Raw genomic sequence first — 12,706 nt, forward strand, 5'->3', positions numbered from 1 at the left:
CGACAGTTATTTTCCGCCCGTCTAACGTTGAACTGACGACACGAGATATACACACATGGGCAAGAATGTAGTGGTGCTGGGCACCCAGTGGGGCGACGAAGGCAAAGGCAAGATCGTCGATTTGCTGACCGAAAAAGTCGCACTGGTAGTCCGCTTTCAGGGCGGTCACAACGCCGGCCACACCCTGGTGATCAACGGTGAGAAAACTGTTCTGCACCTGATTCCCTCCGGTATTCTGCGCACCGACGTTACCTGCCTGATCGGCAATGGCGTGGTGCTGTCTCCGGAAGCCCTGCTGAAAGAAATGGGCGGCCTCGAGTCTGCCGGCGTACCGGTGCGCCAGCGCCTGCGCCTGTCTCCTGCCTGTCCGCTGATCCTGCCGGTACACGTGGCCCTGGACCAGGCCCGAGAAAAAGCCCGCGGTGCCAAGGCAATCGGCACCACCGGCCGCGGCATTGGCCCGGCTTATGAAGACAAGGTAGCCCGTCGCGGCCTGCGCCTCGGCGATCTGTGCAACTGGGACAACTTCTGTGCCCAGCTGAAAGAGCTGCTCGAATACCACAACTTCGCCCTGACCCAGTACTACAAGGCGGAGCCGGTCAGCTACGAGGAAACCCTCAAGCTGGCGGAAACCTGGCGTGAAGAGCTGGTACCGATGATTGCCGATGTGGCGGATATGCTGCACAAGGCACGCGAGAACGGTGAACACATCCTGTTTGAGGGTGCCCAGGGCTCCCTGCTGGATATAGACCACGGCACCTACCCGTTTGTAACTTCCTCCAATACCACCGCAGGCGGCACCGCCACCGGTTCCGGTTTTGGCCCGCTGTACCTGGATTACGTACTGGGTATCACCAAGGCGTACACCACGCGCGTGGGCGGTGGTCCATTCCCCACCGAGTTGGATTGTGAAGTGGGTCGTCACCTGGGTGAAAAGGGCCACGAGTTTGGCGCTACCACCGGCCGTCAGCGCCGTACCGGCTGGTTCGATGCCGTTGCCGTGCGCCATGCGATCCGCATCAACAGCATCTCCGGCCTGTGCCTGACCAAGCTGGACGTACTCGACGGCCTGAAAGAAGTGAAAATCTGTGTGGGCTACCGCAACGCCGCCGGCGAAGAAGTGCCGGTACCGTTCGATGCCGCTGGTTGGGAAGGCGTGGAGCCGGTCTACGAATCCATGCCGGGCTGGAGCGAGACCACCTATGGTGTGCAGCGCGAAAAAGAACTGCCGCAGGCCGCGCGTGACTACATCGCCCGCATTGAAGAGCTGGTGGGCGCGCCTATCGATATCATCTCTACCGGTCCGGACCGCGTACAGACCATCGTGCGTGAATCCTCCGCCCTGTGCGAGATGGGCATCCATAACCCCAGCGTGTAATTCCGCGGGTCAATCGACCCGTCAGGAACCCTCCTGTTTGAGGCCGGCGATACTCGCCGGTCTCAAACTTTGCTTGCCTCCCGCCGTACAAATCCTGATCATGGGACTGTAATTCAATTTGTAGTCACATTTTTCTGCCATCCTGAACCGCTTGTTCAACCTGTGCAGATTCGGTAACCCAACGGGTAAGCGCCATGTCCAATAGCATGACCGCCAAGGTCGCCACTCGCTACACCTTTGCCGAGGAGATCGCCAATAGCGTCACCCACGGTGTAGGCGCCTTGCTGGCCATTGCCGGTCTCGGTGTTCTGTGCGCCTTTGCCGCTCTGCGTGGGGATGCCTGGCATATCGTCAGCAGCAGTATTTATGCCGCGACCCTGATATTGTGCTTCTCTGCCTCGACGCTTTACCACAGTGTTACCCACGCCGGTGCCAAGCAAATTTTGCGCACCCTGGACCACTCCGCCATCTTCCTGCTGATCGCCGGAACCTATACGCCATTTACCCTGGTAACCCTGCGTGGCCCCTGGGGTTGGACAATATTTGGCGTAATCTGGGGGCTCGCTCTGCTGGGCCTGATTATCCAGTTCTCGCCGCTGAAGAAGATCCGCGCCCTGTCCATTACCCTGAGTGCGCTGATGGGTTGGGTGATCGTTGCAGCGGTTAAACCGCTGATGGACAACCTGGCCCCGGGTGGCCTGCTGCTGCTGGTACTGGGTGGCCTCTGCTACACCGGCGGCATTGCGTTTTATCTGTGGCGTAGCCTCCGCTTCCACCATGCCATATGGCACCTGTTTGTACTGGCAGGCGGCGTACTGCATTTCTTTGCCGTGCTGTTCTATGTAATTCCGCCGGCCTCCTGATTTCCCTGAGCCCTCGGCTCGCGGTTCGCGGGTCGAGTATGTGGAAAAAAGTGTCGTTCCAGTCTCACCCTGAATGACTGGCGTCAATCCTCCCTTTCCGTTGCCAGCCTTCCGTTCTACCCTTGTGCGAGCTGTTATTGCCAAGGAGCTGTTATGGGCCAGGTTGCCTCTTTACCGGCGCGCCGCACCGGTAGCCACTATTTCTTCCTGTTCGCACTTTTATCCCTTTGTGCCCTGTTGCTTGTAGGGCCCCAAGTGGCGGCCGCTGCTGCCGACCCGGGATTTGAAAAGTGGAAAAAGGAGTTTCGTAAGCAGGCGCTGAAAGAGGGGATTACACCAGAAACCTTCGACCGCGCCTTCAAGGGTATCGACTCCCCTGACCAGTGGGTGCTGGATAAGGCGAGCTTCCAGCCAGAGTTCAAGGCGCCGGTGTGGCAGTACTTTGATAACCGTGTAACCAAATACGCGGTGCAGCGCGGCAAAGCCAAGAAAAAGGAGCTGAAGCCCTGGCTCGACAAGATTGAGAAGCAGTCCGGCGTTAACCCGAATATCCTGTTGGCGATCTGGTCCATGGAGTCCAGCTTTGGCGCCATTTTGGATAACAAAACCGTCATGCGCAGTGTGATTCGCTCGCTGGCCACACTTGCCTATGCCGATCCAAAGCGCAAAAAGTTTGGTACCAGCCAGCTCCTGGCAGCGCTGCAGATTTTGCAGAGCGGCAAAATCGACGAAAGTAATCTCACTGGGTCATGGGCCGGCGCAATGGGACACACCCAGTTCATCCCAACCAGCTACCAGGCTTATGCGGTAGATATGGATGGCGATGGCAAAAAAGACATCTGGAATTCCGTGCCCGATGCGCTGGCGACCGCGGCCAATCTACTGAAAAAGAATGGCTGGGTATCTGGGCAAACCTGGGGCTACGAAGTCACCATCCCGGATCGCAAATTACCCGCCGGTAAGCTGAAGATTTCCGAGTGGGAGAAGCTTGGCGTAAAACGTGTGCGCGGCAAGGAGTTCCCCCGCCCGAATGACGTCGCCGAGTTGAAGCTTCCCGCTGGCCGCAAAGGCCCAGCGTTCCTGATGCTGAAGAACTTCTTCGTCATCAAACGCTACAACAACTCCGACCGCTATGCCGCGGCGGTGGGCATCCTGGCCGACCAAATCGGTGGTGCACCCCCGCTCAGCAAGGACTGGAAGCGTCCCTTCACCAAACTGGATCGCGATGAAATCATTGAGCTGCAAACCAAGCTCAAGGAGAAAGGCTTCTACGATGGTGAGATCGATGGCAAAGCCGGCGGCGGTACGCGCAAAGCCATCCTCAAGTTTGAAGAGAGTGTCGGCGTTGATCTGCAGGGCTTCCCCAGTAAAGAGGTTCTGGAGCTGATCCGTAAGAACTGACACATTCTTTTACGAATAAACGGTGCCATGAGAGTCGATTACTGACTGACATGCCACCGTTTTTTATTTGTGTATTAATAACTGCAGAGGCCCAAGCGGTTCGGAAAGTGAAATCAATCCGATGACATTTGGCCTGCTTTGGACTTACCGCAAGGGCTGATAGACTCACCAAAGGTTCGGACGCACGCTGGTCCGGTGGTTGTACCGGAAGTGCTTCCGAAAATAAGTCCCAGCTTGATGAAATCTGATTTTGTAAAAATGGCGCTGATCTTGGGCCTGCTCAGTTGTGTGGGCCCTTTTGCCATTGATATGTACCTCCCCGCCATGCCGGCGATGGCGGAAGACTTTGGTGTCTCCGCGACCAAGTCCCAGTACACTCTGGTGTCTTTTTTTATCGCCTTTGGTGTATGTCAGCTCTTCTACGGCCCCGCCGCGGATATGTTTGGCCGCAAACCTCCGCTGTATTCCGGGCTGGCGATATTTCTCCTGGCATCCCTCGGCTGTGCGCTTTCCCCCACAATCGAATGGCTAATCACTATGCGCTTTGTTCAGGGCGTTGGCGCGGCCTCGGTGATGTCGATCCCTCGTGCGATTATCCGCGACCGCTATACCGGTACTGACGCCACACGTTTGATGGCCTTGGTGATGCTGGTGATATCAATCTCACCGATGCTGGCGCCGCTTGTGGGCAGCTTGCTGATGAATCCATTTGGGTGGCCGATCGTTTTCTATGCGGTGGCCGCGGCAACCGTGGTGAGTCTTCTGTTGATCCGCTTTGCCTTACCCGAAACTCTGCCGGTAGCGGAACGGGTGCCAGTAAAAATTTCTGCGATGTTCGCTGCGTTCAAGGTCTTGTTTCGCGATCCGATCTTCATGGGAATGACGCTGATTGGCGGTATGGGAACCGCCAGCTTTTTCTCATTCCTCGCGATTGCCGCATTTCTCTATACCGAGTACTACGGCCTTACCCCCACCCAATTCAGTCTGGCCTTTGCCTTGAATGCGCTTGGGTTCTTTACTTCAAGCCAGTTCGCGGCAAGTCTTGGCGAGCGCTTCGGTGGTGTTGCCGTGGTGAAGTGGGCGGTAAATGGGTTTGCGCTGACCGCACTTGTACATTTGCTACTGAATATTTCCGGCGTGGACAATTTTGTCGTACTGGTGACGTTATTGCTCTTATCGAATGCCTTTCTCGGCTTGATTGTGCCAACAACCATGGTGCTGTCTCTGGATGAGCATGGGCCAATCGCCGGCACCGCTGCGGCTCTGGGCGGAACTCTGCAGATGGTATTGGGCGCAATTGCAATTGTTATTGTCAGTGCGGTGTTTGACGGATCACCGTTCACGTTGGTTGCATCCATTGCTGTATGCGGTATGTCTTCGGTAATCCTGTTTTTTCTTACCTTGCGCCGCCCTGCGCATCCCGTTAATGGCTGAGCCGCTGCGTCGCCTCTTCAGCTTGGCTTGGCGGGATGTCGCAGGCCGAATTTAGAGTGCGATGTTATTTTTGTTTGGTTTAGTTGCCGCTGTGCTGATTTTTTCGCACCGTTACATCGTGTTTTTGTGCAGGCTTTAGCGTGATCGCGTTGCCGTCGAACTCTGCTATCGCACCCGCTCTCTGGCAAAACTCTATAATTCCCACACTAATATTGTCTCGGCCGCCATCAGTATTGGCAAAGTCAATAAAGTGATCCACGGAATCCAGCGCGGGGCGGTGGGTGGCGAGTATCCGCTCAATCACATGATCATCCGCATACTCGGTCAAGCCGTCACTACAGAGTAATAATAGGGCGCTCTCTTTTAGATTCCAGCTATTTATACACGCCTCGACCGGCTCAGCGATTCCTAGTGCGCGGGTTATATGATTGCGAACCTGGGACGACTGTGCCTGTTCTGAAGTCATTTGCCCTGCATCAATCATTTCCTGCACGACACTATGGTCTTTGGTGAGGCGCTGAAGACCATAAGGGTTCCACAAATATGCGCGCGAATCACCTACATGGGCGACGATCAAAAAGTTTTGCCAAATTACCGCCGCAACCAGTGTAGTGCCCATTTGCGAAAACTCCGGGCGTGTTTGCTTCGTGTCGATAATTTCACGATTAGCTTGTTCTACGCCCTCGAGTAGCGTGGCCTGGAGTAATAATTGCTGTTCAGCAAGTGAGGCTGAGAGAAAGTTGGGGCTAAGCAGCCCATCCAAATTCGCTGCCAGTGCTTTAGTCGCGATACCACTCGCAGTGGCGCCACCCGTGTAACCCCCCATGCCATCGGCGACAATAATAAACGCAAACGGTTTTTCCTCATCACAGTGACAGTAGATGCTGTCTTCATTTTCTTGCCGCACCTGACCAATGTCGGTGCGACCATTGACTGTCAGCCTCGTTGGCTCCATGCCACTCACGACTCCATAAATATTCTTAAAAATAAACGGATTGAAGCGCAAACAGGTACGAACGTTTCACAAAAATTTTTCCGTCATGAAGCCGTAATGTTAACGCGCTCGAGCTTTTGGTTTGAAATTTTTTTAAATCATTTGCAATAATGCGAATCCACTGCGAGTAATGGATGTGCAGCTGGTACGGCTGTACAAATTAAAAAGGATTTTTTGGCACGATGCCCCGTCTTCCGAGACTTAACCTCATCGATATTCCTCAGCACATTGTGCAGGTGGGACACAATAATCTTCCGTGCTTTTTTGATGAAGAGGATTATCAGTTCTACCTAGACAGCTTGCGCAATGCTTCTGATCAGTATCAGGTGGACATTCATGCCTACGTGTTACTTCCGAATATGATCCAAATAATTGCTACTCCGAGGGTGCCTGATGGTATTTCTTCGATGATGCAGTCTCTTGGTCGTCGTTATGTTCAGTTTATAAATCACCGCTATCGCAGGTCGGGAACACTTTGGGCTGGACGCTATAAGTCCAGCTTGATCGATTCCGATGCTTACCTTCTTACTTGTTACCGTTATGTTGAATCTCGCCCCATTTATCTCGGCTTGTCAGATTCAATGAGTGATTACTGCTGGTCGAGTTTTCTGTATCACGCCAACCTCGTGCGTAACAATGTCATCAAAGATCACCGTCTATACATGGAGCTTGGGAGTAACCCAGCTGCGCGTGCAGATGCCTATCGCGAGCTCTTTCGCTATCGATTCGATCGGCGTCTTTTGGAATACATTGCTGAAACAATAAAGCTCGGGCAGATCCTCGGGGGCGATGTCTTCAAAGATAAGATTGAGCAGATTTCCAATCAGCGAGTGAGGCCCCTGAAACGCGGTAGGCCGAGGAAATCAGTGGCAAAAGCAGTGTCCGACGAGTCGATAATGGATGAGCCAGAAAAAGACGGGCAGCACGCAGAGACCGCAGCGGATAGCAGCGAAGTGGTAGAGGATGGTGTAAGTCGGAAAGGATCCATATCTCTGGAGGCGGGACTTTGACTCGGGCGACGATACGAACAAGTGACGCAATATTTCGATCTTCTGAAGACTCAGGAAATTCCTCTAGTGGGTACGGCTGTGCCAGATTTAAGGTGGCGGTCGTTGGCGATTTTAGTGGGCGTAGTAGCCGATCATTGTGCGAGCCGGAGTCTCTGCACACGCGTCCAGCGTATCGGGTAACGAAGGACAACTTCGAGCAACTCTTCGAGAGGCTTCAGGTCCGCGTAAAAATTCCTGCTTTTGACGCCCCATTACCACTACTCGAGTTTGACGATTTACATCCGGACTACCTCTATCAGAGAGTGCCACTTTTTGAAAAGTTTGCCGAACTTGAGCAGCAACTATTAAACCCAGGTCAATTCTCTCGTGCCGCGAAGGAAATTCGCAACTGGCATTCGGATATCGTAGAAAGGACTCAGCCGTGCAGAAAAGCACACATATCACAGCACAAAGAACAAAGAGAACAATCCATTCTCGACAGGATTCTAACCGGTGAGCCCTATCAACCATTGCAAGAAAACTATGCCAACGACACGACTTTGGGGCAAATAGATCTTCTTATAAAAGATATCGTCGCTCCTTACGTTCAGCAAAAGCCAGACGTTAACCAGACTGCGTATCTCGATGCGGTAACCGAAGCGAGCTCAGAGGCGATGCGAAAAATCATGCATCATAGCGATTTCCGCCAACTCGAAGCGAGCTGGCGGAGCTTGCATATGTTGCTTCGTCGACTGGGGGAACACCCTGGTTTGGAAGTACACCTGCTGGATATTAGCAAGGCGGAAATACTTGCGGACCTTGCACATGCAAACGACGATCTTGAAGAATCGAAGTTATTCAAGTGCCTGGTTGAGCGAAATACCACGGCTGGTGATGCGCCATATAATCTGATTGTCGGCGATTTTTATGTTGCCGACGACGAACGCGATCTACATATGCTGATCGACCTGGCCACTATGGTGGAGGCTACAAGTAGCACGCTGATCCTCGGTGGGGATTGTCGGCTAGGGGGCTGCCCGAGTATGGCAGGGTCGATGGATCCGGACGATTGGTGCTCCCCACTCGATGCTTCTTTTACGCAAGGCTGGCAGGCATTGCAGAGATACGAGGCCTGCCAGCATGTTGCCCTGGCCACACCACGATTTCTCCTGCGTTTGCCTTTTGGCAATGATGCGTCGCGGACGGACAACTTCAAATTTGAGGAGCTCACGCCAGAATTAGGTCATCGATACTACTTATGGGGAAATAGCGCATATTTACTGGCGTTATCGATCTGTTCCGCTTTCATTTCTTCTGGCAAACCATCTCTTGTGCAAGCGGATCACTACAGGGACCTACCATTACATTTGCGTAAGTTCCCCCACGGCGACTGGCTAACCCCCTGTGCGGAAGCATGGATGACAGATCGTGCCGCCGCACGTTTCTATGATGCGGGCTTAAGTACATTGCGCTCGGTTCAGGGCCGTGACGAAATTGTCTTGCCGAACTTACAGTCGATTGCGGGCTCAGAATTGCGTGGCTCCTGGTCATGATCTACAGGTCCGAACAACAAGGTTGCGAGTGCGCTCTTCTACGTTGCGGGACATCCAATTCAATATCGCGAAAGGTATCGTTGCCACGCGTGATTAGTATGCGAGCCTGACCATTATGGATCTATTGCTTTCAGTCATCGCGGACCCCGAAGGGTCAAATATGCAAAAGCACACCAAGCTTTTCACTCCGCAGGGCGGGAGTTTTGGCCGCGCTGACAGCAATGACTGGGTGCTTGTTGACCCTCAGCGAGTAGTATCGTCGCGTCATGGTGAGATTATTTTTTCTGATGGTCGCTATTTTTTAAAAGACCTGAGTACTAACGGCACTTACCACAACCAATCGAGCAGTCCGGTTGGCAATGGTAATCAGATCCCGTTGGCGGACGGCGACGTCCTCGCGCTGGGAGACTATAGGCTCAAGGTTTCGGTACGTAAGCCAAAACCCGATAGTGCGTTACCCAAGGGGGTGGGTGGCGCAGATTTCCTTGATAGTGCTGATCGCACCACGTTTAGTGCCGAAGCTGCGGCAAAGATGCAAAGTAATAAAGAGGCGCAAGAGCTCGATAGTTGGTTGGAGCCCGGTGCCGCTGCCGCAACAAATCATAGCGGTGAGTGGGGCTACTTGGTCAGCGAAAACGAGAGTAAGACAAATAATTCATTAGAGGGCTTGCTCGGACAAGAGAAACCTACTGATCCATTGCAGGTGATGGGGGCTGGGAGGTCCGCACAGGACGGTTTGTTTGGCGGTTCCTTAGGCAACAGTGATTTCGACCCACTTGCGGATCTAGGTGGTAGCTCGTCTCCTGAATCTGTTTCCTCACCTGCATTGGCTAACAGTTGGGGCGATAACGACGCCTGGTGGAAAGATGGCAGTGAACAGGATCATGCGCCTGCCCACAGTCATTCCATGCAGATCCGTCCGCAGCAGTCCTCACCGGCGCCTTCCCCTGAACGTGCCTTTGCAAGACGCCCGGCCGCTGGGCCGGAATTTGACGCGCACTCAGTACCTGCGCCGAAAGCCAAGTGCAATCCCGACAATCTCCATTCACAGGTGTCGAACACCCCGTGCGTTAATCCGCAAGAGAACCCTTTTGCCGAATCATTCTCAGAAGTGGCTGGTAATCAAATTGCTGGCGCCCCGGTACTTGGGGAAGGAGACGCGGGGAGCAATGGCGGCGTTGGAGGCGATGGAAGCGAAAGCGCTGATATCGCGCTGTCATCATTACACAGGGGCGCTGTGCCTGCCTCAGGTCAGCCCGCGCCCGAAAGCTTCCCAGGCATGGAGAATGCTGGTTTGGGCTCTGTATCTAACATAGGGGCGAGTGTCGCTCAGGGATCCCAGCAATTCAGTACTCCGTCGATGGCCACGACGATGCGTCCTTCGCCGGAGGTCGCGCCACAGAAAACCTCTACGGCAGACAGTTTGCCGTTTCTGGCGCAGAAGCTCGGAGTGGCGTTACAGGGCGATCAACTGACACAGTTTGACAGACAGACTGCTGCGATTGTCGAAGAGAGCGTGGGGCGGCTGATCGACCTGCTACGTGCACGAACCAGTATCAAAAATGAATTGCGGGTGCAGCGCACCATGATCCAGACGGAGGCAAATAATCCGCTCAAGTTTAGCGCTACCGCAAGGGATGCATTGAGCGCGATGTTTGCCGGCAATAGTGCCTTTATGACTCCGGTGGATGCGGTACGAGATAGTTTCGATGATCTTTCGGATCATCAGGTGGCGGTCTTGTCGGGAATGCGCGCCGGTTACGAGGCAATGTTACGTTATTTCAATCCGGACAATATAGAACGGCGTGGCGGTGCCCAAAGCGGCGTATTTTCCAGTAAAAGTGCACGAAATTGGGACAACTATGTTGAGGCATACCGTGAGTTGGTGAGTGATCCTGATAGCTGCTATCGGCGTCTGTTTGGTGAAGAATTTGCTTCCACCTATGAAAGCCAGCTTTCAGAGTTGAAAAATTCACGAGCTTTTAACAAGTGAGCAGGAATCGAAATCGAATATTTTTTACAGAAGATAGGTATCAAGAGCCATAAATATCCGAAAACTTCTGTAGACCTAAATACGGAGAATATTGTGAAAACTGAACAAATTCTGAAGCTGGTATTGGTCCTTTTGCTAGCGTTAACTCTTGCCGCGTGTCAGACCACTCGTCGAACACTGAATTTTGATACCAGTGTTGCCCTGAACCTGGAAATAGAACAGGACGTAAACCCGGATAATGACGGGCGCGCGTCGCCCGTGGTGGTACGGGTTTTTATGTTGGCCGATGACCGCCAGTTTTCTCGCGAAGAGTTCCTGAACTTGTACGAGAACGCAGAATCTCGCCTGGGTAAAGACTTAATTGATACTGTCATTCTGAAAGAATTCGCACCCGGTGAGCAGAGGCTGGAAGAATTGGTTCTCTCTCCTGAGGTCGAATATATAGGCTTGCTCGCTGAGTTTGTTCAGTACCAACGCGCGGAAGCCCTGATGCTATTGCCCATCACCGATCATCGTAAGAACGACTATGCGATAACCCTAGAGGGCACACGTATGTTATCCGCAGAGGCATTGTCAATGCGTAACCGAAATGCCAGTGCGCGGAATAAAAGACGCAGCAATGAAGAGAAGAATGTCACGATTTCCAGTGCAGAGTACGAGCGTCTGCGGGAACTAAAACAGCCGAACAAGCGTTGATTCCTTATCAATCATTGATCTGCCATTCAAGCGAAGCAAGCGCTTCGCGCCGCAACAGGGAATACGTATGTCGGCGAACAACAAAGTAATCTGGAGCGAAGGTATGTTCCTTCGCCCTCAGCATTTCCAGCAGCAGGACCGCTATCTGGAGCAGGTACTGGAAGCGCGTACCGGTGCCCTCGGTCCATATACCTGGGGGCTGATTGAGCTTGCGATTGACAGTGAACCAATGGCGATGGGCAAGTTGTCTCTGTCGCGTATCAGTGCAATTTTCCCCGATGGTACGCCGATGCTGTCGCCGGAGAACGAAAACTTGCCGGACGTCTTGGACGTGCCGGTCAATACCCGTGATGAAGTCGTCTACTTGTGTATTCCAATGAAGCGACCCGGCAGCCAGGAATCAGTGCGGGATCAGGAAGATTTTTCCCAAGCGCGCTATCAGGCATTTAATTTCGATGCGCGTAATAGTGCGTCCTCTTCCGGCGAAGCCGCGCGTATTCAGGTAGGCAAGTTGCGCACCTGTCTCAAGTTGGGTAGCGAAGACTTGAGTGGTTATGCCGCAATCGGGATTGCGAGAGTCCGCGAGCGGCAGCCGGAGAAGCCTATAGAGCTCGATACAGACTATATCCCGCCTTTACTAAATGCCGATACGTCTTCCGTAATAAAGGCCTACATTGAGGAAGTAAAGGGCTTGCTCGACCATCGAGGTAGCGCCCTTGGCCATCGCCTGAGTGATAGCGGCCGCAGTGGATCTGCTGAAATCGCTGACTATCTATTACTGCAGGTTGTCAACCGATTTGAGCCAATGCTCAAACAGATCACCGCTCAACCGCGGCTGCATCCGCACACCTTGTTTATCGAATTGTTACAGCTAGCGGGTGAGCTTTCCACATTTACAACTGCTAACAAGCGCCCACCCGAAATCCCGCATTACATGCATGAAAACTTGCAGCAAAGTTTTTCCGGGCTGTATTCGGCGTTGCGCCAGTCGTTGTCAACGGTACTGGAGCAGACAGCAATCCCGATGGATCTGGTCGAGCGCAAGTTCGGAATCTACGTTGCGCCGATTACGGACCCATCGCTAGTAAAAACAGCGAGCTTTGTCCTCGCCGCAAAAGCCGATATGCCGGGGGACTTATTGCGCAGCCGCTTCCCAGGGCAAGCAAAGGTTGCACCGGTTGAGGCTATTCGCGAATTGATCTCTGCACAGTTGCCGGGACTCAGTGTGCGCCCACTGCCGGTTGCACCACGTCAGATTCCATACCACGCTGGTTTCACCTACTTCGAGTTGGAGCGTACCGGAGAGCTCTGGCAGGCCATGCAGCGCTCCGGTGGCTTTGCTGTTCATCTCGGGGCAGAGTTTCCCGGATTGGCTATGGAGCTTTGGGCCATAAGGAACAACTGA

General features: G+C 53.4%; 10 protein-coding genes. 9 read left to right on the forward strand and 1 reads right to left on the reverse strand.

Annotated elements, in window-relative coordinates; all coding sequences use genetic code 11:
- Positions 1-55 precede the first annotated feature (55 nt).
- The 4 genes from KUV22_RS06040 (at position 56) to KUV22_RS06055 (ending at position 5,076) form a co-directional block, all read left to right on the forward strand.
- Positions 56-1,378: an adenylosuccinate synthase gene (locus tag KUV22_RS06040; RefSeq protein WP_222229376.1), complete on the forward strand. Its 1,323-nt coding sequence runs from the start codon at positions 56-58 to the stop codon at positions 1,376-1,378.
- 194 nt (positions 1,379-1,572) lie between these two features.
- A complete protein-coding gene (trhA, locus tag KUV22_RS06045; RefSeq protein WP_222229378.1) occupies positions 1,573-2,241 on the forward strand; it encodes a PAQR family membrane homeostasis protein TrhA in 669 nt (222 codons plus the stop codon).
- A gap of 153 nt (positions 2,242-2,394) precedes the next feature.
- Positions 2,395-3,642: a lytic murein transglycosylase gene (locus KUV22_RS06050; protein ID WP_222229380.1), complete on the forward strand. Its 1,248-nt coding sequence runs from the start codon at positions 2,395-2,397 to the stop codon at positions 3,640-3,642.
- A gap of 237 nt (positions 3,643-3,879) precedes the next feature.
- Entirely contained in the window at positions 3,880-5,076 is a 1,197-nt protein-coding gene (locus KUV22_RS06055; protein WP_222229382.1) for a multidrug effflux MFS transporter, read from the forward strand.
- Positions 5,077-5,155: 79 nt separating this feature from the next.
- Here the strand turns inward: KUV22_RS06055 and KUV22_RS06060 are convergent, their stop codons facing one another.
- Positions 5,156-6,031, reverse strand: coding sequence for a Stp1/IreP family PP2C-type Ser/Thr phosphatase (locus KUV22_RS06060; RefSeq protein WP_222230396.1), 876 nt, complete (start codon positions 6,029-6,031; stop codon positions 5,156-5,158).
- Between the two features lie 221 nt (positions 6,032-6,252).
- Here KUV22_RS06060 and KUV22_RS06065 point away from each other — a divergent pair, with 221 nt between their 5' ends.
- From KUV22_RS06065 to tssK, 5 genes are all read left to right on the forward strand, one after another.
- The gene (locus KUV22_RS06065; protein ID WP_261319228.1) at positions 6,253-7,080 is read left to right on the forward strand and encodes a transposase; all 828 of its coding nucleotides are present in this window, start codon (positions 6,253-6,255) and stop codon (positions 7,078-7,080) included.
- A 92-nt stretch (positions 7,081-7,172) separates the two neighbouring features.
- Positions 7,173-8,612, forward strand: a complete 1,440-nt coding sequence (locus KUV22_RS06070; RefSeq protein WP_222229384.1) for a type VI secretion system contractile sheath domain-containing protein — start codon at positions 7,173-7,175, stop codon at positions 8,610-8,612.
- 115 nt (positions 8,613-8,727) lie between these two features.
- Positions 8,728-10,605, forward strand: coding sequence for a type VI secretion system-associated FHA domain protein TagH (gene tagH, locus KUV22_RS06075; RefSeq protein WP_261319231.1), 1,878 nt, complete (start codon positions 8,728-8,730; stop codon positions 10,603-10,605).
- Between the two features lie 93 nt (positions 10,606-10,698).
- The gene (tssJ, locus tag KUV22_RS06080; RefSeq protein ID WP_315857511.1) at positions 10,699-11,301 is read left to right on the forward strand and encodes a type VI secretion system lipoprotein TssJ; all 603 of its coding nucleotides are present in this window, start codon (positions 10,699-10,701) and stop codon (positions 11,299-11,301) included.
- Positions 11,302-11,368: 67 nt separating this feature from the next.
- Positions 11,369-12,706 (forward strand): type VI secretion system baseplate subunit TssK, encoded by a 1,338-nt coding sequence (gene tssK, locus KUV22_RS06085; RefSeq protein ID WP_222229388.1) that lies wholly within the window; start codon positions 11,369-11,371, stop codon positions 12,704-12,706.

This window comes from Microbulbifer agarilyticus (assembly GCF_019800665.1).
Taxonomy (GTDB): Bacteria; Pseudomonadota; Gammaproteobacteria; order Pseudomonadales; family Cellvibrionaceae; genus Microbulbifer; species Microbulbifer agarilyticus_C.